We start from the raw sequence: 19758 nt of genomic DNA on the forward strand, positions 1-19758 counted from the left end.
ACGTGAGCCTCACTCGCAGCGCCCTCTTGCCCGCGTGCTTGGAGGCCGCCACTGAGCTCCGACAGAACCCCGCCATATAGCGGCGCAAGCCACACCGAGAGACGCGCCCCCGCTAAGGACGGCGATGGGCCACTGCCTTTATCGGTCGTTTGTGGCGGCTGCTCGGTGTGCCGCCCGGTGTCATGGAATGCTCGGCGTGTCGTGCGCCAAATGACGCGCCACAACTCACGCGCCGCAACAGGGTGCGATTAGGCGTCTGTGGCGTCCTGAGCCGCGATCAGCGCGCGGCCCTCGTCACGGGCCTGGTACACGCGCGCCTCGGCCCATCCGGTCACAGCCCGCACGTCCGCCGGCTGAGCCTGCCCACCGTCCAGAGCGCGGGCGATGGCGGCGTTACGGGCGTCGTGCGCGGCGCGCTCGGCGTCCTTCGCCGCGCGCCACTCCTCCGCCGCGCGCTGCACGCGGGCCAGCGGGTCGCCGCCGCGCGCGGTGCCCTGGGCTGCGCGAATGGCGGCATGAACGGTGGAGCGGCTCAGTCCTGCGGCGGCGGCGAGCTGCACGGGCCGGCTGCCGGACGCGCGGGCATCCTGAATGGCTGCGTCCCGCGCGGCGCGCGCCTGCTCGCGGGCGTTGGTAGCCTCATCAGCTGCGCGCGCCGCTCGCTGCATGTCGTGGATGGTGCTGTTGGTCATGGCTGCTGCTCCTGGTTGTGTCGTAGGCTGGCCGGTAGCCGTGGTGATCCCGTTCTAACTGCCACGGCGGTGAGTGCGCCCCCTCCCCCCCTCCGGGGGCGTTGCCCCCGCCCCGTCTTGGCCGACTGGGGGCGGGGGCCTTCTCGTCTCAGGGGGCCGGGATCGTGATGATCTTGTCTGGCCGGTATCCGGCCCACGTCTCGGCCTCGGTGACGACCACGGGGGCCTGCATGTGCCCCTGCGCCTTGAAGCGGGCCACGTCGTCCTCGGTCATCGGGCGGGCCGCGTAGCGGATGCCACGCTTGTCGAGCGCACGCGTCGTGCTCGTGCACTGCACGCACGCCGGACGGGTGTAGACGATCACGGCGGCGGGCTCGGTGGTCATGGGCTGATCCTCTCGCGCCGGGGCCTGCATCCGGCACGTCTCGCACCGTGCGACCTCGGCGGCGGCGTCCTTGCCCATCTGCGCGGCCCACTGTTCGACGTGCTCCGGGGTGACGGCCTGCCAGTCGTCCAGGTCGGTGACGTGCGCCAGTCGCTCGGGGCGGGCCTCGACGGCGGCGGCCAGGGCCATCCCTCCGTGCTCCACGCACGTGATCCGGCCATTGCTGGCGATCCACAGGGCGGCGGGCTTGGTCGTCTGGGGGCGGGTCTGTGTGGTCATCGTGGTTCCCTCCTGGGGTCTTGTGGTGGTCGGGGCGGGGGCCTGGCCTCCCCCGCCGTGGGCCGGGTGGCTACGGCCCAGGGGCCGGGACGCCCGCCGTCTGGGCGGACGTCCCGTGGTTGGTCACCAAAGGCGGGAGACTCGCCCGATGGTCCACTCGCCCCCGGCGTTCAAATCGCGGACAGCGACGGTCGGGCCGGTGGCAGGGCGCGAAGCGAGGGTGTGCTCGACGCCGAGGAGGGAGGCGGCGGCATTCATCCCGTGCGCCCGTAGGAGGTCGATGCACGCCTGCGCCTGCTGGTCCGTCAGGAACGGGCTGAGGTTGCGCGCAGCCTCCTGCGTGGACAGGATCTGCGCGAGATTCCATGCGGCCTGGCTGATCCGCTGGTCCTTCTCATTCATGGTCGTTCTCCGTTCTAGTGGTTCCGGGCGGTGGTCCCGCCCGGGGCGGTCGGGGCTTGGCCTCCCCTCTCCGTCCCCTCTAGTGTAGCGCACACTAGAGGGGAGGGGCAAGCCTGACAGTCAGAACAGCGGGGCATCCTCGAACGTGCCGGGTGGCGGGCCGGCGGGCGGCGGGGGCAGGGCCGGAGCCAGCCTCGGGCGGCGCGGGCCGGGGTAGGGCGTCCCGGCCTCCTCGTACCTGGGCCAGTGGCCGGCGGGACCACGCCACGCGCGCCACCGGGCGGTCATGTCGCCGCAGATCGGGTGTCCGCGCTCCATGCTCTCCGCGTCCGGCTTCATGCCGCTCAGCGGGTGGGTCCTGCCCTCGACATAGAAGGCCAGCAGCTCGGCCACGGTGGTCGCGCTCTCCGGGTTGATCCCGTAGCCGTTGAAGTGGGGGCGGTCCGGGTGCATGGGGTCTACGCGCTTGTTCAGCTCGGGCGTGTAGGCGGTGCCGTACTCGAAGCACCGGGGGTCGCTGTTGTCTGTAATCAGCATGGGGGGTCTCCTGGTCTGGCGGGGCGGGCCGCGCGGCCCGCCCGGGGCCGGGGCCGCTTGCGCAGCCCCAGCCCGGGCTCGTGCCGGTCAGTGCTGGATGCGATCACCCTCGAACACGACGCCGCGCCCGATGTTGACCTCCTGGCACACGCCGCAGTCCCAATAGCCGCCGCCGTCGTAGTAGGCCACGGCCACCACGTCCCCGGCGAAGTCCCCGAACGTGGCCAGCGGGTGCAGGATCGCGTCGTCCGCGTCCTCGTCGTAGACGTTCAGGGCCTCGGTGTCCCCGTAGGCCAGGTGAACGGCGCAGCAGTCGCCCACGGCGTACTGCACACGCTCCTCGGTGTGGGTCAGCTCGGTGACGGTGGGGGTCTCGGTGATGACGGTCATTGCCGCTCTCCTTCGGTGAGTGCTTCCGGGCGGTGGTCCCGCCCGGGACGGTCGGGGCTTGGCCTCCCCTCTCCGTCCCCTCTAGTGTATCGCACACTGTAGCCACTGCGCCACTCCATCCGGGAACTTTCTTCGGCGGATTTTCGAGGTCCGCGCGCGTACCGGCATCGGTACTCTGGTACTCCGGTACTCCGGTGGCGGGTCCGTCCGGGCGTCTCCACGCGCCCGCGCGTCGCTCCGTGCCCGGGTGACCGGCAGATGATGTTAGGCCGCTCTAGAGGTGATGGGCACCGGGTAGAAGCTGGCCCCGATCAGCCGACCCCGCTGGGAACCACCCCCGTCAAGGCCCCCTTGGTGAGCACGGCGGCGGATGAGCCGGCGGACTCCCCCAGCTGGCACGGGAGCCGCCCGCCCGGGGACGGCCCCGCCACCTCGGCGGGGCCGTCCCTCCTCGATCACAGGGCCGGGGCGGTGGGGCGGTCGCGGTGGCCGTCGTCCTCGTCGTCGTCGCCGCGCGCGTGGCCGTCGATCCACGCTTCTGCCGCGTCGGCGTGGCCGCTCAGCCTCAGCACCTCGGCCACAGCGTCCGCCTCACAGCAGCGCATGTGCGGCCCCACGTCGCCAGCGGTCCACGGGGTGCCCAGCTCGCGCGCAAGCTCGATCAGCGCATCGGCCAGGGCCTCGGGGTGCTGGCGCATGGCGTCCAGAACGGGGCGGCGCGCCTCCTCCCTCAGCTCGCGGCGCACGGCCTCCCGACACGCCGCCTCGGCCTTCGCCTTGCGCTGGCGCTCGGCCTCGGCGTGCTCCTCGGGCGTGACGTAGCGGACCCACGCGAGGGACTGGCCGGGCATCAGCTCCTCGTCAGCCTCGCGCAGCTCGGCGGGGGTGCAGGTGATCCCGTCCGTCTCGGGGGCGTCCACCACGAGCAGCAACCCGCGGGCCTCGGCGTAGTCGGCTGCCTCCTGGCAGTCGGCGGGGGCGGGGTGCTCGGTCTTGGCCTGTGCGGTCATCGGGGTTCTCCTTCGGTGAGTGCTTCCGGGCGGTGGTCCCGCCCGGGACGGTCGGGGCTTGGCCTCCCCTCCCCGTCCCCTCTAGTGTATCGCACACTATAGGCCACGCACCACCCCATCTGGGAACTTTTTTCAGCGGCTTTTCGCGGGCCGCGTGCGTACCGGCATCGGTACTCCGGTACTCCGGTGCACCGACACGAGAACGGCCCCGCCGTGCTGGCGGGGCCGTTCGCTGGGCCGGTCAGGACTCGAACGGCAGGGACCGGGCCACGCGCTCGGCCATCTCCTCGGCGGTCGTCCACGGGCTCGGGGCCGCGATGGTGCGCCGTCCCTGTGGCCCCTCAATCAGCCCGTAGAACGCGCCTTCGCTGGTCTGGCGGACGTGCTCGCGCTGCACCTTCTCGCGCGCCTCCGGGCTGATCGTGCGGGACGTGGTGACCCCCTCGCACGTCCAACGGGTCTCGTCCTCGGGGATGCGCCACGGGCTCGCCGCCGTGTGGTCCGGCACGCGGTAGCGGCTGGACTCGAACACGCTCACGAGCTTCATCACGTCCAGTTCAGTCGGCCCGTCCGTCCACTGGACTCCCACCCACGCGCACGCCGTACCGCGCCCCATGCGGACGCGAAACGTAGTGCCCGGGTAGGTGGCTCGCAGGGCCTTACGGATCGCGGCGGCGGCTTCCTTGGCGTTGAACTGCTCCGGCATGGTCATTCTCCTTCGGTGAGTGCTTCCGGGCGGTGGTCCCGCCCGGGACGGTCGGGGCTTGGCCTCCCCTCCCCGTCCCCTCTAGTGTATCGCACACTATAGGCGGTGCGCCACCCCATCCGGGAACTTTTTTCGGCGGTTTCTCGCGGGCGTCGTGCGTACCGGCATCGGTACTCCGGTACTCCGGTGGCGGGTCCGTCCGGGCGTCTCCACGCGCCCATGCCCCCCCCTCGTCATAGGCCCATCGGTGACCACGGCGGCGGGTGAGCCGGCGGACTCTCCCAGCTACCGCACTACCGTCCCCGGTACTCCGGTACTTGTTCGCGTTCTTGGCCTACTGCTGCATGTGCTCCCCTCTGCTCCCGCCCCCAGCCCCGAGCGCCGGCGGGATGGTCTCGTAGCCTCGTTGTGTCCCTCGCCCACGGGTTGCCCTGGCGAGCTGCACCCTCTTGGCGGGGTCGCGCGCAGCGAAGCGAGCACGGCCCCGCGCCGGGTCCAGCGCCGCGCTGGCCTGGGGGTGCGGGGGGCGGAGCGCCCCCGCTTCCTACCGGGTCCGGGCCTCGTGGTGGGATCGGGTGCATGAGCATCCGCGTGTATGAGGGTCCGGCCTTCGGTGCGCCGGCTGATGTGTCCTCGGCCCGGTACGGACGTGAGCCGCTGGTGCGGGTGGCGCTGCCGGATCGGGAGGACGTGGACGCGATGGCGTGCCGCTGGTCGGCCTCGCATGTGCTCGTGTCGTGGCAGGACGTGCCCGGTGGGCCGATGCTCTCGGCGTGGGTGCCTGCGGGATGGATCGAGCGGATCGAGCCGGACGTGGCGCGGTGGCTTCCCCTTCCGGGGCGCGATCCGATGCCGTGGCTGGACCATTAGGCCAGGCTGCGATCAGACAGGATGGGAGATGCGGACGGGGGAGGGCTTCGCCTGGTCGGGCCCGGCCCGGCCCCTGCACGCGCAACGGCCCCCGCCATGCTGGCGGGGGCCGTGGTCCTGGGCGGTTAGGCGCGGCGGTTCTGCATGGTGCGGACGTGGTAGTCCTCGGCCATGTCCCGGATGTAGCCGATGCCGCGCCGTTCGGGTCCGTCCTTGCCGTCCAGTCCTTCACCGCCGGGCCGATCGAACTTCGTCATCTCGTAGACCTGGTGAATAACTTCGCGGAGTCCGGCTGCGGTTTCCAGCTCCGTGCTCTCGACAGCCAGTGCTCGCGCTCGACGGGCCAGCTCGTCCCACTGCTGGGCGGTGCTGTTCGTGCTCATGTTTGCTGCTCCTCTCTTGTCGCACCGGACTACCGGCGGCGGTAGTCCGGTACAACGGCATTCAGTCGGCGGGGTAGACGGTTTCCAGCGCCTCGATGATGAGTGCCTTCATGCTCGTGTCGTCCTGTAGTGCCTTGACTCGGAGCCTTTTGTGCAGCTCGACGGGTAGGTCGATGCTGGTGTTCTTCACCTCGCCACCGGGGGCGGCGGTGAACGCGGCGCGCATGTCCGGGGCGGGGGCCGTGCTGGCGCGGCGGCGCTTGATAGCGGGCTTGGGGGTGCTCATTCGGCGCTCATCTCCTCGATCTCGGCGGCGAGCTGCGCCCACGGGGCCAGCAGCTCGGCCGCGCGGCGACTGGTAGCGGTCGGCCACGTCCCGGGCATCCGCTTGTAGTCCGTGCGGGCGGGGATCGTAGTGGCGAAGTGGGGCACGCCCTCGTCGTCCAGGGCCTCGATGGTTTCCGCGAGCAGAGTGGTGCGGGGGTCTACGCGGGCCAGCAGCACGACGGCGGGCACGGACTGCCCTAGGGCGTCCACGGTGGCCCACACGCGGGAGACCTCCATAGGGGCGGGCTCGGCGGGCACGATCACGAGGTCTGCGCGTCCGGCGGCGGCGGACTGCGTGCCGGGGTCGCCGGGGGGCGTGTCGATCAGCAGCACATCGGCGGCGGTACTGCGTCGGCTCAGGCTCGCGCGGTTCATGGTCTGGAACTGGATCGGCAGGGGTCCGCCGTGGGTCTGGGTGGCGTCCTCCACCCATTCCGTCGCGCTGCCCTGCGGGTCCGCGTCCCACACCTCCACGCTGCGCCCGGCGGTATTGAGCGCATGGGCGAGCAGCATGGTGGTCGTCGTCTTGGTCGTACCGCCCTTGGTGTTCATCACGGCGATGGTGAGTGTGTCGCTGGTCTGACTCACGGGGTTCCTCCGGTCCTTCTTGGCTTAGGACTGCGGCGCATGTCTGCGCCGCCCCTCCTAGTGTAGTACCGGAGTACCGGCCCACACAAGTACCGGGATACTGGGATACCGGCGGGCCGCGTGTGCTCAGGGCCTCGGTCGATGGTCGACTTCGTGGGGGGCTGCCGCCGCCCCCCACACCCCCAGCGCCAGGGGGCCGCCCCCTGGACCCGACTGCGCCGTCCGTGCTCGCTGCGCTGCGCGCGGTCGGCGCTAGGGCGTGTCTGAGAATAGATGCACGAGTCAGCTGAGACCCTGGGGACATGTCCCGGTTCCAGATGCTCTCTGACACCCAATGGGAGTTGATCGCCCCGATGCTCCCGACCCGGACCGGCCGCGCCGGCAGGCCGTTCGCCGACGCCCGCACCATGGTGGAGGCGATCATCTACCGGTACCGGTGCGGAATCGCTTGGAGGGATCTGCCCGAGGTCTACGGGCCCTGGCAGACCGTGTGGACCTGGCATCGGCGCTTGGCCGAAAAAGGCACATGGGACACGGTGCTGGCCACGCTGACCGCCGCCGCTGACGCCGAAGGCCTGATCGATTGGTCGGTCTCGGTGGACTCCACGATCGCCCGCGCCCACCAGCACGCGACGAACATCACCCGCCACACAGGGGGATGGATCGAACTACAAGAATCCGCGTGAGGAGCCGGCCGATCACGGCATCGGGCGCTCCCGTGGCGGGCTGAGCACGAAGATCCATCAGCTCGTCGACGGGACCGGGCTGCCGCTGGTCAGCCTGATCACCCCCGGCCAGGCAGGGGACTCCCCGATGCTGCTTCCTCTTCTGGCGCAGCTGCGCGTGACCCGGCCAGTAGGGCGGCCCCGGACCCGCCCCGAGGCCGTGCTGGGCGATAAGGCGTACTCCTCCCGGGCGATCCGCACCCACCTACGTGCCCGTGGGATCAAAGCGGTCATCCCCGAACCGGCCGACCAGCAGGGCCACCGCAGACGGCGCGGTGCCCGCGGCGGGCGCCCCATCAGCCTCGACGCGGCCGCCTACAAGGGCCGCAACGTCATCGAGCGTCAGTACGCGCACCTGAAGCAGTGGCGGGGCCTGGCGACCCGGTATGACAAGTACGCGATCGTCTACCGGTCCGCTGTGATGCTGAATGCTGTGATCGCATGGTCCAAACGATTGTCAGACATGCCCTAGCTCGTCGTACTCCATGGTCATGACTTTACGATGCAGGCTTCGGATCGCTGTCACGGGTGACCACGACGCATTGGTCGACGAATCGACACAGCACGCTCAACGTGGCCAGTTGTTCAAGTCCATCTTGCTCCGTGAAAGGGTGAGAGACGTGAGTCGCTGGGTTCCGGATGACCATGTTGACCCCAGGCGCGAAATTCAACAATCCAGCTTGCATCGTCTTGACGTCCTGGTCGTCTGAATCGCCTGGCCAACGTAACCGAGGCTTCCCCGGCTGCGGGTCCGAGACTGAAAACGCCTGCTGCCAAAGTGACGTATCAGCCGCGTTGTTTCGCTGCGTCAGCTGCTTCATTTGACCGCTGACGGCCTCGGCGGCTGCAGCGACTGCCTGGCGCAGGTGGCCATCGTTCCAAAGTCGCTGCGCCGCCGACCAGACCAAAGGGTGCAACTGGGACGGTTCGATCGATGGCGTTTCCAGGGCTTCAGCCTTGGCCTTCAACCCTTCGAGTCGCCCGGCGGCTTGAAGGCAACAGCTTCGAACCACCGCGGCATCAAGCAGCGGCTTCGGTTCGAGCATGCGTTGCCAGTTGACGAAGGGGTCGAGAGAGCCATGCCCCTGCACTCCGAGCCGAACGCTAGTAACGGAGCTCAGGTCCATCAACGCCCCGGCCAGGCGGTTCAACTCGTTGGTGAGTTCGGCGACGCGTGGTTGGTCAGCGTCTTCTTTAGGGATGACTGCTGGCGCTACACCTACAGCGAAACCGCCAAGTCCCGTGTTCTCAACGTGATGCGTCATAAGTTCATCGAAAGCGTTCATGAATTCGGCGAGTCGGCTCGCTAGGTAGTCCAGGTACTCGGGGTTGGTTCGGACGTCCAATGGGCTCCCATCAATCACCGGGAGTTGCGCTCCTGGGCTGGCGTGCTGCTGCACCTCTGGACAGGATTCTGCCTCAGATTCGAGCTCCGCCGCCATCACGCCACGGACCGTGCGGGAATGGACGTCGTGCGAACTCAGTGTCCACTGAGACCAGCCGCAGCGCTCATCGAGCAGATCCTCGCAAGCGCTCTGCATCCCCTAGGTGGGTGTGTGGGCCTCGGGCGGTGGGCCGGCTGGCCGGGGGCGGTTCAGGGGATCGCTCGCCTGTTCGTGGGGATGGGGGAGGGGCAGGGACGACGCGAGGGGAGGAGCTGGGGCCGTTGAGGGGCGGGTGTCGGTCACTCGGGAGTCGGGGTGTAGGTGCCGGATCGGACGCGGGAGATGGTGCGGAGGGACACGCCGTGCATGGCGGCGAGGTCGGCGTTCGAGATGGTGCCGGCGGCGGCTTCGATGGCGGTCACCTGCTGGTCGGTGAGCACGCGGCGGCGTCCGCCGTGTCTGCCTTGGGCGCGGGCGTGGGCCAGGCCCTCGCGGGTTCGGGTGCGGATCATGTCGCGTTCCCACTCGGAGAGGGCGGCGAGGACGTGCACGACCATGCGCCCGGCGGGGGTGTCGGTGTCGAGGTCGAGGTCGAGGGCGCGCACGCGCACGCCTGCGGTGTCCAGCTCATGCAGCGTGGTGAGGGTGTCGAGCATGGATCGGCCCAGCCGGTCCAGGCGGGTGACGGTGAGGGTGTCACCGGCGCGGAGGAAATCGAGGGCGGCGGCGAGTCCGGGCCGGTCGGCGCGGGCACCACTGGCCACGTCCTCGAAGACGCGAACGGCTCCGAGCTGGTGCAGTCGGTCTCGCTGCTCGGCCAGGCTCTCGGCTTGGCTGGCGGTGGAGACGCGGGCGTACCCCACGAGAGTGGAGGAGGCGGGCTGGGGTGGTTGCATGGCGGGGTTCATCGTTCGAGCCCTGGTTCACGGTGGGGGGTCTGTTGCGGCCGGTGGGGCGTGGTGGGCGTGGCTGTGCTCGTCGGTGGCCGCAGGGTGGGTCGGGCTTGGGTCGTGGCGCGGGTGCGGTCTCGGGTGTCGGCTAGGGCAGCGTCCATGAGGGTGGTCAAGCCAGCGGGGCGGCGCAGATGCGTCACCACCTCGGGGGAGTGAGCGCCGGCCTTCCACTGCTCGGGAGTGATCTCGAAGCGGTGGAACTCGGTGACGTGCTGGCTTTCGTGGGCCACGGTTTCGGAGATGCGGCGGGGCTTGGACTGGCCGGCCTCGTCGTAGACGCCGTGCACGACAGCGGCCGGCACCCAACGCGGTTCCGCGTTCTCGTCTCCAGCCAAGGCCTGTTCGTAGCCGGCACGCCAGCGGCCGCGTGTGCGCTCCAGGGAGGCTTCTTGTGGGACTTCAACGTCGATGATCCGTGCGGTGTATCCGTGTGCGTTGAGCGTGTCCATCAGCGCGCGGGTCTTGTTCTCGTCGGACATGACCCCGTCGATCAAGAGGTTGGCTCCACTCGCGATGGCCTGGGCGCGCACATGCTGCGTGAGGTAGGAGGATTCCTCGTGGACGAGCGCGGCCAGCTCCAGGGGGAAGAACTGTTCGCCTCGGTCCCGAGCGGCCTGAACCTCGGGGTGGGCGAGGTAGTGGGCTTCTAGACTGCCGTCCTCCTGGGCGTGGGCGAGGAGTCGGGTCTTGAAGTGGTCGGCGTCCAGGTGGAGGTAGCGGGCGCCTTCCTCGGGGGTGAGGACGTTCCCCAGCGCGGTGCTCTTGCCCGCGCCGGGCGGGCCGGCAAGGAGGATCGCCTGTCGGTCGTGGGCCAGCGCAGGGGTGGCGTCGTACAGCTCTCGGACGAGTTGCTTGTGGAGGAGCTGACGTGGGGGAGTGGGCGTGCGTCCGTTCCACCACAGGGGGTTGGCGGTGCTGGCGAGGGAGCTGGTAGGTGCGATGACGCCGGAGGCGGTCAGCGCGCTCAGCGTGCGTTCGTGATCGTCAGCGGTCCCCATGCATTTGAGCGTAAAGGTCCGCGTAGTCGGCGTCAGAGAGCTTGTCGTTCCAATGGGCTGCGGCGACCTCCCCGAACTCACCGGGCTGGGTCACGGTGTAGGCCGGGTCATCGGTGGGTGCGGGGTCGATGTAGGGGTAGCTGGCGAGGTAGGAGAGCACTTCGTCACGGGGCAGGAGGCCGGCCGCGTAGAGGTCGATGACTTCGGCCGGCCACAGCGGATGGGTGGCGGGCCTGTTGGCCAGGCTCGTGCGGGCGCGGGCGAGGTATTCGCTGATGCTCGACTGGGCTCGGCCGAGCGCACCGGCGAGCTGCTGCTGGGTCACTCCCAGGTCGGCAGCCTTGACGAGCTGCACACGGCGGAGCACGTCAAGTGCGGTCGGGATGCCCTGGAGCTGTGCGAGCTGCTCGGTGGCCTCGTCGGAGGTGGTCGGGGGGATCAGGGTCAGGGTCATGGGGGCACCTCTTTCGTCCACCTACAGGGTATCGGGTATCCGATACGGAGGGAAGTCGCTGCACACCGGAGCGCACGGGGGCCAGCGCGGGGGAGGGGCGGTGCCTGGAGGGCCGCGCCAGGGCACCCTGATGCTCCGATGATTTCCGCTGGGCGGGGGGCTGGTTCAGCCAAGTGCGGACGGTGCGGGCAGTGACGGCCATGCGCTCCGCGATCTGCGCGGTGGTGGCTCCGTCTGCGGCCTGCTGGCGGGCCTCAGCGGCGCGGGCGGCTGCCTTCTGGGCGCGCACATGGGCGGCACGCTGGGCGGCGGTGACTCGCTGGGCACGCTGGGCGGCGGTGCCGCGTGAGCCTCCGATGCGGCCGCGCTCGGCTTGGCGACGGCGGTAGGCGTTGGAGAGGTGTCCACGGCCTCGGGTGCCGGGTCCACGGCGCTCCCAGGGCGCTCCGTGACGGGCCTCGTAGGACTCGATGGACCGGATGACCCCGGCGACTTCGGCGGTAGGTAGGGGCGGTGAGCACAGGGCGTTCGCGCGGGCTGCGGCCTGGGCCACGGTGCCGGTGCGGCGTAGGCGGGCGTAGTCGAACACGAACTGGTTGCGTTCACCCGGCTTCACGGTCATGGACGCCTCGGCCGCGCTCACGAGGGCGCGGGCGGTGTTGGTGTCTCGGCGGGTGCCGGTGGCTGTACGGACCTCGGGGGAGGGCCAGGTGCCGTGCTCAATCATCTCGGCTCGCAGCGTGCCCAGGGATCGGGGGGCGGTCGGTCCCCAGATCACGCGGCCCTCGGTGGCCCATCCGGTCCAGGTGGGGTTCCACTGGCGTCGGTTGGTGAACGCGGGGTCACCTCCGACGGCGGCGGTGAGGGCGGCGCGCACGTCCTCTGCGAAAGCTATGGGGGCGGGGCGGGCGTTCGGTCCTACGGTGACGTGCTCGATGATCCATCCGGCCTGGACGTGGCCGTTGCGGCCCTTCTCGATGATCCATGAGGGCTGGGGTACGTCGGTGGCGAAGATGCGGAGCAGGGAGTCGTCGTGGTCCATGTCCACGGTGAGCACCCACATGACGCCGCCGGGGCGGCGTCCGGTGCCGGCGGTGACGGGATCGACGAACTGGAAGTGCTCGATCCCGTGACTGATCTTGCGGACGATGCCGCGTGCGGTCTTGTCGTGGCACACGGTCACACGTGTGGCGACGGCAGGGGCCAGCTCCACGAACGTGGGGGGCTGGGCGATGAGGGCGTGACTTGGTACGCTAGTCACGCCGGAACCTCTTTTGATTATGCATCGTCTTGGGGCTCTCGGTAGGGGATTCCGCCGGATGTTTGGCGACGGTGGCGGAATCCAGATTTCAGGCGGTGGTCCTCCTTGCCGGGAGGGCCACCGCTTTTCTTATGGGGTCTTGGCCTCCTCGACGCCGGGCAGGGGGTCGGTGGAGGGGGTGGGCAAGTTCCAGCCCTCGGGGATGCCGTGTTCATTCGGGGTTCCCGAGAGGGCTGCGCCTTCGACAACCGCCCACATGGGAAGGCCGGTCTGGTCAGCAATCTGGTCCAGACGTTCCTTCACTTCTGGTCGGACGCGCACGTGCAGCTGCACAGTGTCGGTGCCTCGCGGGCGTCGCGGTGTGGTCGTCATGCGACCGATGGTACCGGTACCGGGGGCGAGGTGGGAATAGGTGTGTGTGGGCATGTCACTCGGTCGGGGATGCCGCCGTAGTGCGGTCGGTGTAGGTGTAGTCGTTGATCTTGGTTGGGTCGTTCGGGTCGAAGGTGAACGTGTAGTACCGGATGGGCGTGCCGGCGCGGGGCAGTGCGCTTCCGTCTGGACGCTTCCAGCTCCAGGTGGCGCGCACGGCCACGCCGGGGGTATCGGCTTGCGTGTTGAGACTGACCACGGGCTCGGAGGTGGCGTGCTCCTTGGCTGCGGCCGTCCACTCGGCCCCGCTGCTAGGCCGTTCAGGGGTGATGACGCGGGCGGCGCGTTCGTCGGTCATCAGGTGGCGGGCGCGCAGCTCAGCGTGGGTCTGGGTCGCGTCCTCGGCTGGGTTCCAGGTCGTCATGATGCGGGCGGCTTCCAGCGCGATGGCCTGCTGTTCGGCGGTGACCTTGGGGTGTGCAGCGTGCTCGGGGGTGGCCGGCTCGGCGGTGGCCGTGGCGGGCGCGCTTGTGGTGAGCGTAGGCAGCGGCTCGGGTGCTGGCTCCTTGGCGGTGCAGCCGGTCAGGGCGAGGGCGGTCAGGGCGAGGGCGGCGGCGTGGCGTTTTTTCATCACTGGTACCTCAGCGGGACGTTGTGGGACAGGAGGATGGGTTCGGGGTCTACGGGGGTGCCGTCTTTGAGGATCATGAAGTGCAGGTGTCGGCCGTTGGCGTCGCCCGATTGGCCCTCGGTGCACAGGGGCGTGCCTGCGGCGACGGTCTGGCCGGCGCGCACGCGATGGCTGCCCTCGGCGCAGTGCAGGTACTTGAAGCCGATGCTGGGGTTATCGGGGGCGTGTCCGATCACGGGGAGGCCGGCGTCCCAGTTGGTGCTTACCTCTGTGATGACCAGATCGGTGGCTGCCACCACGGTTCCGGTGCCCCCGCTGGTTGCCACGTCCAGGCCGTTGTGGTTGGCGATGTAGTCCGCGCACCCCACGCCTTCGACGCACCCGCGATGCCCGAACGGGCTGGTGACCCACGAATCGGCCAGGGGAAGAACCCACTTGCCGGAACCGACTTCTCCGATCACGTCTCCGCCGGGGATCGCGCAGCTGCCGGACCCGGCTTGGGCTAGAGACATGATCTGGCGGACATAGTTCACGGTCTCCTCGATGGGCGGGATGCCGCCGTACTGGAGCACCACGTTGTGCCCGGCGTTGTAGCCGGCCAGGGCCAGTTCGATGCGCTCCTGGTCGCTGTTGGCGAGGTGGCCGACCAACCGCTGCTGCTCGGCCATATAGCGCCCCTGCGCGTCAATGCCGGCAAGCGGGTCGTAGGGGTCGGCCCCGTTGCCCCAGGCGTCCCAGGTGGAGGGGATGAACTGCGCGATTCCTCGCGCACCGGAACTGGGCTGGTAGGCCCTCGGATCGAAACGGGACTCGGTAAACAGCTGGGCGGCGATGACGCCTTCTGGCAAGTTCGCAGTCTTCGCGGCTGCGGCGATAGCGGCCTTGTGTTCCTCGGGCACGATCATCTGCTCACCGTTTACAGACGCACCACAGGAGACTAGGGCGCTCTTCTTCTGCTCATCCTCTGCCGCCAGGCTGATGATGAACAGGGGCGTGAGGATCACGAGGAGGAGCAACGCGCCGGCGGCGGCAATGAGCTTGCCCTTGGAATCGTCCATCGGGGGCCTTTCAGGCGCGGGGGGCCGCGTAGAGCACGGTCTGATCGAGCGTGGGGGCGACGATGTAGGCGGCTCCCTCGGTGATGACTCGCGGGGGCACGTCCGTATCGGTGAACGTGCGCCACGGCGTCGGGGAGGCGTCACGTTTGAGTCTGAGGGTGGCCGGCTGACGCTGGTGCGTGCCGTAGAGGGTGGCTCCATCTGCGGCGGTGGCCGTGAAGTCCTCCAGTACACGAGCGAAGGGCTGTGCTCCGGTGGAGACCAAGACGGAGCCCACAAGCAGCAACGAGCTCCCCAGATCGCGGGTGCGGGTCTTCTGGTCGATGCGCTCGGGCACGGCCTTGTCCATGAGCACAGCTCCATCGGCCGGGCGGATCAGGGCCAGGCGGCTGCCGCCCTTGATCCTCCACGCGGTGAGCACGGTTTCCGGGCCGGTGGCCCATACCGCCACGGGCGTCTGCGTGGGGGCATCGGAGAGGGCGAGGCGGTGCTCGCCGGTCTTGGAGCCTTGGGCGTCGAGGTGGTCAACGCGGTCGGCCCCGATGGCGTGCAGGGTGCCGTCAGCCTGCCGCAGACCGGCACGGGTGCCGGCGGGGATCGTGATGCGCCGGGTAGCCATCTGCGCGGCGGGCAAGTCCACGAACCAATCGGGTAGCTCGATGAAGGGGCCGGGCCCGTTCAGCTCGGCCCGGAATCCCTGCTCGAGCCGGTAGGTCGTCGGGGCCACGGGCGCGCCGGCCACGGTCGGGGCGGTCAGTGACCAGATGCTCAGCTGCGTGGCCGTGGTGACACCGATGCAGTCCTGGCCGTCCCAGGTGATGCGGCGGGCGTCGTGGATTGTGTCGGGGGCGGATGCGCCGGCCCACTGGGGTTGAGCGGTGTCAGGGTGACGCAGGGTGAGCACTCCGTCATCGGAGACGGTGCCGATGTGGCCGCTGGAGAGCACGCACACGTCAGCGGATCGGCCTACGGGGATGGACCATCGCGCCCTGCCGGAGAATCCGGGTGGGGGGGCCACGGGAATCTGCGCGCCCGCGCCGGGCACCTGCCAGGCCGGTGGGGCCTTGGGGGCAAGCAACCGGGGCAGGGCCAGAGCTGCGCCGCCGCCGGCGGCACCGAGGAGCGCCAACGCCCCGCCTCCCAGCAGCAGGCGACGCCGGGTCAGCCCTGCGCGGGTTGCGGTCTCCTCGGGCGGGGTTGTGTCGTAGGTGTCCCCGTCAGCGGTGACCACCATGCGCCAGGCGTCATCTTCCGGGGTGGTCACGCGCACTCGCACGGCCTCCAGCTGGCGGGCCGCAAGCTGGGCGACCACCGCGTCGATGCCGGCGTCGCGCAACTCCTGGCCGGGTGCCCGCTCAACGGGCGCCCCATCCAGCGTCACCGTCTCGGCGGCTTCGTCCAGGTGCAGGGTCAGCACCGGGAACGGCGGCACCGTGGCGGGGTCGAAGCCGGGATCGGCGGGCAGTGAGTTAGGCATCAGATTCCTCGATCCCATCGGCCGTGACCAAGAAATCTCGCAGATCGGCCTTCCTCACCCGTCGCAGTCGCTCGCCTAGCACCAGGGTTTTGAGCCCTGCCTTGTGCTGCCAGCGCAGCACGGTGGCGGTACTGACGCGCAGCAGGTCGGCGATCTCCTCCAGAGTCAGCACCTCGGGCAGATCGGCAAGCAGCTCGTCCACGGCGGCAGCGTCGTTCACAATCACTCCTCTATAGTCCATGCGGGAAATAAGCGAGTCAAGCGACATACAGCGCACTCGCTACATGTCAGACTTAGACGACACGCGTTGCACAAGGAACACAGAGTGTCTAACCTGACATGTAAAGGCTAGAGGAGGGGTGCATCGTGAGCAGACGAACAAACCCGTTCGTGAAGCGGGAGGCCGCGATCACGCAGGCCCCGGAGGAGGCAGTGCTGCATGACAGCCTGCTGGGAGCGCGACTCATGGAGAGCGGCCCGGCCTCGCCGGACGCTCTTCCTATCTCACCAGAAGACGTGACCTCGAAGGCCTGGCCAAAAGTACAGATTTCCGCGATTCCTGAGAGCCGCATCACAGTGATGGGTCTGCACGGAGGCGCGGGGGCCTCGACGCTGGCAGCCCTGATGGGTGAGGGCGTGGGCGACCACGGCCAGGCATGGCCTGAGCCCCCTGACGGCCAGGCACTCGGGGTCGTGGCGGTGTTCCGTAGTCACTGGCGCGGCTTGGAGGCCGCAGACCGCTTCGCGGAACAGTGGGCCGCTGGGATGCTTACCGGCTCCGTCCTGCTCGGGCTGGTCATCGTGGACGATGGCCCCACGCTCTCGGATGGCCAGCGCCGCGCGATGAAGCGCCTGCTGAAAATGACTCCCCGGGGGACGCGTATCCCCTGGGTGGAGGCGTGGCGACACGCCTCTCCTGACTCGGGGCGCATCCCGGGTCGTATCACCCGCATCACCCGCGCGCTGCATCAGGCAGCGGCGGATCTCTGAGAAAGGACAGCCTCGTGCTCTTCGAGACTGCAATGACCGTGGCCGGCAACATCCCCAACATCACTCCTGAGCAGCCCCCGGGCACCGATGGCCTCACCACGGCCCTGAACTGGCTCTCGTGGATCGTCATCATCCTGGGTGTGGCCGGCTTCCTCGTCTCGGCCGGCACCCTGGCCTTCGCGGCCCTGACGGGACGCGAGTTCAACAGCGGCAAGGGCCTGTTCCTGTCGATCATCGTCTGCATCCTCGCCGTCTCCGCCGGCGTGATCTTGCAGACCTTCATCTGAGCACCCGCCCCTAGAAACCACGGATCGGAGACCTGAGATGGCATCGACCGACGACACCCCAACCGCTTCGCCGTTCGGCCGGCGCTGGATCATCTCTGGAGCTGTGGTGCTCCTGGCCCTGGCCCTGGCCGTGTTCCTGGCCGTGCGCGGCGGGGTGGACAAGCAGCCGGCGGATTCTCCCGCCGCTGCCACGTCTGCCCCGCCTGCCGCCACGGGCGAGGCTGTGGCGACACCCACGGCCACCACTGCGTCATGCAAGCCGCCGAGGACGAAAGACAAGGGCATCCCCACGGAGGCCCCATCCGTCTCGTGGGAGCGGCACCCCTCTGGCGGCGTCGTGCCTGTGTCCAAGGAGCACGGCCCGACTGCACGGGAGGGCGACGCCTGGCGGTGCAGCTCGCGCACCGCCAGCGGTGCGCTGGTGGGTGGTCTCTCCCGGGCCTACAACTTCGTGACGGGCGACCTAACTTCAGGTAATGACACGGCGCAACGGGATTCGTTTTTCCGCGCCAATCAGCTCGATGAATCCGCCCGCCTCGGCACCGTAGAGGGATACCGAATCATTCTGTCCACCGACAATGAGGCGGTCATTGAATACCTTTTCTCGCTCGATGGCAAAAACGCGGCCATGCGTGTTCCGCTGGTATGGGATGAGAGCGCGCAGGATTGGCTTCTAAACACGTCCTCGAATGATCTGAGCATGTATCAGGTGACTGCCCCAGAAAACTACACCAAGTGGCGGTGAGCGTGGTTTCGATTCTACTAATCTCTGCGGCCACGACCGCGCCCTCTAGTCCCACAACATCGCCGGATGACGCGGCCAACAAGGGTTGCAAGTTCGGTGACATGGGGTGCGTGGTCGGAGATGCGGTGCAGGGTCTCGCCAACGACACTATTACGAACTTCGTGGAGAGCATCGTTGAAGGCGCGGTGAACATTTTGCGCCAGATCGGGACGTGGTGGATGTCCGCCCCCGGGCCGTATTTTGACAATCCGATTGTCCAGGGCATGCGGGATAATCTTTCCTGGTTCGTCTGGTTCTTCGGCGTAGTCGGCTTTCTGCTCGCGCTGGGTCGGCTGGTGGTTACTGCCTACACCTCGGGTTCGATCCGTGAGGGCTTGGTCTCCATCGGCGCGCTGTTCCTGAACATCGTGCTCGCCACGGGCGTCTACATCGCACTGATCCCGATGCTGCTCAACGCGGGTGACGCCGTGGCGACGTGGCTCCTGGACCAATCGACGGACAACGCCGACTTCGCCACGTTGGCGCAGCCGATGGCCGCAGAGGCGTTCCTGGCGTCTCCGGGCACCGCATTCTTGCTGGCCCTGTGCCTGTTCATCGGCGCTATCGCCAACTTCCTGATGCTGCTGCTCCGCAACGTCCTGCTGCTGGTGTTGATCGTGTTCCTGCCGGTCATCGCGGCCGGCTCGAACACGGAGGCAGGGCGGCAGTCGTGGCGGAAGGCTAACGCCTACTTGATCGCATGCCTGCTCATGAAGCCTCTCACCGCCGCAATCTACGGCTTCGGATTCATGCTCTTGCAGGACAGCGGGGAGGACTTCGGGCAGGTCATCGCTTCCTCGATCAGCGGCATTCTGCTCTTGCTCATGGCTGCTCTCGTACTCCCGACGCTGGTCCGGTTCCTCTCGCCCGTGGCTGCCACGGGCATGAGTGGTTTCTCCGGCGCGGGCCTGATTGGGGCTGGCGTGGGCGTGGCGGCTGGTGCAGCGATGATTGCCGGCGCGGGTGGCGCGGGCGCGGCGGCTATGGCTGGCGGTGCCTCCCGCGCGGGCGGCGGCTCTGGCGGAGCTTCCATGGGCGGCGCTGGTGGTGCCCCCACGGAGGGCACTGGCGGGACTCCTACGGGTGGAACTGACTCGGGGGGCACCACGGCCCCCGGCGTGACTACGTCCGGCACGGACTCGGCTGCCACCACGGCATCCGGCACCAGACCCTCGCGTATGGATTCGGGCGTCTCTAGCGCCCCCGGCACCAACCGCTCCGGCAACGGAAGCGGGGGCCGCGCGGACGCCCCGGGTGCCGTGGCCTCCGGGGACGGCGGCACGGACTCGGCTCCCACCACGGCCGAGGGCGGCGCAGCTGCGGCCGGGGGCACCGCTCCTGCCGAGGGCGGTGCAGCTGCCGCCGGGGCCACCGCCCCTGCCGGGGACGGCGGCACGGACTCGGCTCCCACCACGGCCGAGGGCGGCGCAGCTGCGGCCGGACCCACCGCCCCCACGGGCGGCGCAGCTGCCGCCGGAGCCACCGCCCATGCCGGGGACGGCGGCAACGGACCCACGGACGCACCGGGCTACACCGGACCCACCGGGGCCACGGGGGCCACCGCCCCCACGGGCGGCGCAGCTGCCGCCGGAGCCACCGCCCCTGCCGGGGACGGCGGCAACGGACCCACGGACGCACCGGGCTACACCGGACCCACCGGGGCCACGGGGGCCACCGCCCCCACGGGCGGCGCAGCTGCCGCCGGAGCCACCGCCCCTGCCGGGGACGGCGGCAACGGACCCACGGACGCACCGGGCTACACCGGACCCACCGGGGCCACGGGGGCCACCGCCCCCACGGGCGGCGCAGCTCCG

The 19758-nt window shown here is 69.4% G+C and carries 25 protein-coding genes; 5 read left to right on the forward strand and 20 right to left on the reverse strand.

Translation table 11 applies throughout. From position 1 onward, the window contains the following. Window positions 1-248 precede the first annotated feature (248 nt). The 7 genes from DE149_RS11145 to DE149_RS11180 all read right to left on the reverse strand — a co-directional run bounded on the left by DE149_RS11145 (window position 249) and on the right by DE149_RS11180 (window position 4401). Window positions 249-692 (reverse strand): hypothetical protein, encoded by a 444-nt coding sequence (locus tag DE149_RS11145; RefSeq protein WP_113914479.1) that lies wholly within the window; start codon window positions 690-692, stop codon window positions 249-251. 148 nt (window positions 693-840) lie between these two features. Continuing rightward, window positions 841-1077 (reverse strand): glutaredoxin domain-containing protein, encoded by a 237-nt coding sequence (locus DE149_RS11150; RefSeq protein ID WP_113914504.1) that lies wholly within the window; start codon window positions 1075-1077, stop codon window positions 841-843. Window positions 1078-1479: 402 nt separating this feature from the next. Further along, entirely contained in the window at window positions 1480-1758 is a 279-nt protein-coding gene (locus tag DE149_RS11155) for a hypothetical protein (protein ID WP_113914480.1), read from the reverse strand. 120 nt (window positions 1759-1878) lie between these two features. Continuing rightward, window positions 1879-2295, reverse strand: a complete 417-nt coding sequence (locus DE149_RS11160; protein ID WP_113914481.1) for a hypothetical protein — start codon at window positions 2293-2295, stop codon at window positions 1879-1881. An 87-nt stretch (window positions 2296-2382) separates the two neighbouring features. Beyond that, entirely contained in the window at window positions 2383-2685 is a 303-nt protein-coding gene (locus DE149_RS11165; protein WP_113914482.1) for a hypothetical protein, read from the reverse strand. 455 nt (window positions 2686-3140) lie between these two features. After that, window positions 3141-3695, reverse strand: coding sequence for a hypothetical protein (locus DE149_RS11175; protein ID WP_113914484.1), 555 nt, complete (start codon window positions 3693-3695; stop codon window positions 3141-3143). Window positions 3696-3936: 241 nt separating this feature from the next. After that, window positions 3937-4401: an LPD29 domain-containing protein gene (locus DE149_RS11180; protein WP_113914485.1), complete on the reverse strand. Its 465-nt coding sequence runs from the start codon at window positions 4399-4401 to the stop codon at window positions 3937-3939. Window positions 4402-4980: 579 nt separating this feature from the next. Between DE149_RS11180 and DE149_RS11185 the strand changes: the two genes are divergently transcribed. Then, on the forward strand, window positions 4981-5271 hold the full coding sequence (locus DE149_RS11185) for a hypothetical protein (RefSeq protein WP_147084477.1): 291 nt from the start codon (window positions 4981-4983) through the stop codon (window positions 5269-5271). Window positions 5272-5396: 125 nt separating this feature from the next. Here the strand turns inward: DE149_RS11185 and DE149_RS11190 are convergent, their stop codons facing one another. The 3 genes from DE149_RS11190 to DE149_RS11200 form a co-directional block, all read right to left on the reverse strand. Further along, window positions 5397-5654 carry a hypothetical protein gene (locus DE149_RS11190; protein WP_113914487.1) on the reverse strand — a complete coding sequence of 86 codons (258 nt, stop codon included), beginning with the start codon at window positions 5652-5654 and terminating at the stop codon, window positions 5397-5399. A gap of 61 nt (window positions 5655-5715) precedes the next feature. After that, a complete protein-coding gene (locus tag DE149_RS11195) occupies window positions 5716-5940 on the reverse strand; it encodes a hypothetical protein (RefSeq protein ID WP_113914488.1) in 225 nt (74 codons plus the stop codon). Beyond that, window positions 5937-6569 (reverse strand): ParA family protein, encoded by a 633-nt coding sequence (locus DE149_RS11200; protein ID WP_113914489.1) that lies wholly within the window; start codon window positions 6567-6569, stop codon window positions 5937-5939. Before DE149_RS11200 ends, DE149_RS11195 begins: the two co-directional genes overlap by 4 nt. 302 nt (window positions 6570-6871) lie before the next feature. On the opposite strand from DE149_RS11200, the gene DE149_RS11205 reads away from it, so the two are divergent. Beyond that, window positions 6872-7766, forward strand: a protein-coding gene (locus DE149_RS11205; protein ID WP_113914490.1) for an IS5 family transposase whose coding sequence is annotated in 2 segments (ribosomal slippage) — window positions 6872-7228 and window positions 7230-7766 — 894 coding nt in all. Because the reading frame shifts where the segments join, the coding sequence is not laid out codon by codon here. Between the two features lie 25 nt (window positions 7767-7791). Here the strand turns inward: DE149_RS11205 and DE149_RS11210 are convergent. The 10 genes from DE149_RS11210 to DE149_RS11245 form a co-directional block, all read right to left on the reverse strand. Beyond that, window positions 7792-8694 carry a TIGR02391 family protein gene (locus DE149_RS11210; protein WP_158530792.1) on the reverse strand — a complete coding sequence of 301 codons (903 nt, stop codon included), beginning with the start codon at window positions 8692-8694 and terminating at the stop codon, window positions 7792-7794. 284 nt (window positions 8695-8978) lie between these two features. Further along, on the reverse strand, window positions 8979-9575 hold the full coding sequence (locus tag DE149_RS11215) for a recombinase family protein (RefSeq protein WP_113914492.1): 597 nt from the start codon (window positions 9573-9575) through the stop codon (window positions 8979-8981). 8 nt (window positions 9576-9583) lie between these two features. Next, window positions 9584-10630, reverse strand: a complete 1047-nt coding sequence (locus tag DE149_RS11220; RefSeq protein WP_113914493.1) for a zeta toxin family protein — start codon at window positions 10628-10630, stop codon at window positions 9584-9586. Then, on the reverse strand, window positions 10617-11084 hold the full coding sequence (locus DE149_RS11225; RefSeq protein WP_113914494.1) for a hypothetical protein: 468 nt from the start codon (window positions 11082-11084) through the stop codon (window positions 10617-10619). Before DE149_RS11225 ends, DE149_RS11220 begins: the two co-directional genes overlap by 14 nt. Beyond that, complete coding sequence (locus DE149_RS11230; RefSeq protein ID WP_147084478.1) at window positions 10999-12345, reverse strand: replication initiation protein; 1347 nt, start codon at window positions 12343-12345, stop codon at window positions 10999-11001. The genes DE149_RS11225 and DE149_RS11230 overlap by 86 nt, the downstream gene beginning before the upstream one ends. 129 nt (window positions 12346-12474) lie before the next feature. Further along, the gene (locus DE149_RS11610) at window positions 12475-12717 is read right to left on the reverse strand and encodes a hypothetical protein (RefSeq protein WP_127435048.1); all 243 of its coding nucleotides are present in this window, start codon (window positions 12715-12717) and stop codon (window positions 12475-12477) included. Between the two features lie 55 nt (window positions 12718-12772). Then, window positions 12773-13348, reverse strand: coding sequence for a hypothetical protein (locus DE149_RS11235; RefSeq protein WP_113914496.1), 576 nt, complete (start codon window positions 13346-13348; stop codon window positions 12773-12775). Further along, window positions 13348-14406, reverse strand: coding sequence for a peptidoglycan DD-metalloendopeptidase family protein (locus DE149_RS11240; protein ID WP_158530793.1), 1059 nt, complete (start codon window positions 14404-14406; stop codon window positions 13348-13350). The genes DE149_RS11235 and DE149_RS11240 overlap by 1 nt, the downstream gene beginning before the upstream one ends. Before the next feature lie 10 nt (window positions 14407-14416). After that, complete coding sequence (locus DE149_RS11650) at window positions 14417-15883, reverse strand: hypothetical protein (RefSeq protein ID WP_158530794.1); 1467 nt, start codon at window positions 15881-15883, stop codon at window positions 14417-14419. Next, on the reverse strand, window positions 15876-16085 hold the full coding sequence (locus DE149_RS11245) for a helix-turn-helix domain-containing protein (protein ID WP_233490747.1): 210 nt from the start codon (window positions 16083-16085) through the stop codon (window positions 15876-15878). The genes DE149_RS11650 and DE149_RS11245 overlap by 8 nt, the downstream gene beginning before the upstream one ends. 164 nt (window positions 16086-16249) lie before the next feature. Here DE149_RS11245 and DE149_RS11250 point away from each other — a divergent pair, with 164 nt between their 5' ends. From DE149_RS11250 to DE149_RS11260, 3 genes are read left to right on the forward strand one after another with little or no spacing between them, the layout of a single operon-like run. Continuing rightward, window positions 16250-16873, forward strand: a complete 624-nt coding sequence (locus tag DE149_RS11250) for a DUF6668 family protein (RefSeq protein WP_147084479.1) — start codon at window positions 16250-16252, stop codon at window positions 16871-16873. A 14-nt stretch (window positions 16874-16887) separates the two neighbouring features. Next, complete coding sequence (locus DE149_RS11255; protein ID WP_233490748.1) at window positions 16888-17160, forward strand: hypothetical protein; 273 nt, start codon at window positions 16888-16890, stop codon at window positions 17158-17160. Window positions 17161-17197: 37 nt separating this feature from the next. Then, window positions 17198-17905, forward strand: coding sequence for a hypothetical protein (locus tag DE149_RS11260; protein WP_147084480.1), 708 nt, complete (start codon window positions 17198-17200; stop codon window positions 17903-17905). Window positions 17906-19758 lie beyond the last annotated feature (1853 nt).

The sequence above is a fragment of the Micrococcus sp. KT16 genome, from assembly GCF_003315015.1.
In the GTDB taxonomy this organism is placed as follows: domain Bacteria; phylum Actinomycetota; class Actinomycetes; order Actinomycetales; family Micrococcaceae; genus Micrococcus; species Micrococcus luteus.

Coding starts and splice junctions, on each gene's coding strand:
- DE149_RS11240 (WP_158530793.1), bottom strand. CDS start 14,406: ATGGACGATTCCAAGGGCAAGCTCATTGCCGCCGCCGGCGCGTTGCTC.
- DE149_RS11150 (WP_113914504.1), bottom strand. CDS start 1,077: ATGACCACCGAGCCCGCCGCCGTGATCGTCTACACCCGTCCGGCGTGC.
- DE149_RS11650 (WP_158530794.1), bottom strand. CDS start 15,883: ATGCCTAACTCACTGCCCGCCGATCCCGGCTTCGACCCCGCCACGGTG.
- DE149_RS11160 (WP_113914481.1), bottom strand. CDS start 2,295: ATGCTGATTACAGACAACAGCGACCCCCGGTGCTTCGAGTACGGCACC.
- DE149_RS11175 (WP_113914484.1), bottom strand. CDS start 3,695: ATGACCGCACAGGCCAAGACCGAGCACCCCGCCCCCGCCGACTGCCAG.
- DE149_RS11155 (WP_113914480.1), bottom strand. CDS start 1,758: ATGAATGAGAAGGACCAGCGGATCAGCCAGGCCGCATGGAATCTCGCG.
- DE149_RS11220 (WP_113914493.1), bottom strand. CDS start 10,630: ATGGGGACCGCTGACGATCACGAACGCACGCTGAGCGCGCTGACCGCC.
- DE149_RS11190 (WP_113914487.1), bottom strand. CDS start 5,654: ATGAGCACGAACAGCACCGCCCAGCAGTGGGACGAGCTGGCCCGTCGA.
- DE149_RS11225 (WP_113914494.1), bottom strand. CDS start 11,084: ATGACCCTGACCCTGATCCCCCCGACCACCTCCGACGAGGCCACCGAG.
- DE149_RS11165 (WP_113914482.1), bottom strand. CDS start 2,685: ATGACCGTCATCACCGAGACCCCCACCGTCACCGAGCTGACCCACACC.
- DE149_RS11195 (WP_113914488.1), bottom strand. CDS start 5,940: ATGAGCACCCCCAAGCCCGCTATCAAGCGCCGCCGCGCCAGCACGGCC.
- DE149_RS11610 (WP_127435048.1), bottom strand. CDS start 12,717: ATGACGACCACACCGCGACGCCCGCGAGGCACCGACACTGTGCAGCTG.
- DE149_RS11145 (WP_113914479.1), bottom strand. CDS start 692: ATGACCAACAGCACCATCCACGACATGCAGCGAGCGGCGCGCGCAGCT.
- DE149_RS11185 (WP_147084477.1), top strand. CDS start 4,981: ATGAGCATCCGCGTGTATGAGGGTCCGGCCTTCGGTGCGCCGGCTGAT.
- DE149_RS11235 (WP_113914496.1), bottom strand. CDS start 13,348: ATGAAAAAACGCCACGCCGCCGCCCTCGCCCTGACCGCCCTCGCCCTG.
- DE149_RS11260 (WP_147084480.1), top strand. CDS start 17,198: ATGGCATCGACCGACGACACCCCAACCGCTTCGCCGTTCGGCCGGCGC.
- DE149_RS11180 (WP_113914485.1), bottom strand. CDS start 4,401: ATGCCGGAGCAGTTCAACGCCAAGGAAGCCGCCGCCGCGATCCGTAAG.
- DE149_RS11215 (WP_113914492.1), bottom strand. CDS start 9,575: ATGCAACCACCCCAGCCCGCCTCCTCCACTCTCGTGGGGTACGCCCGC.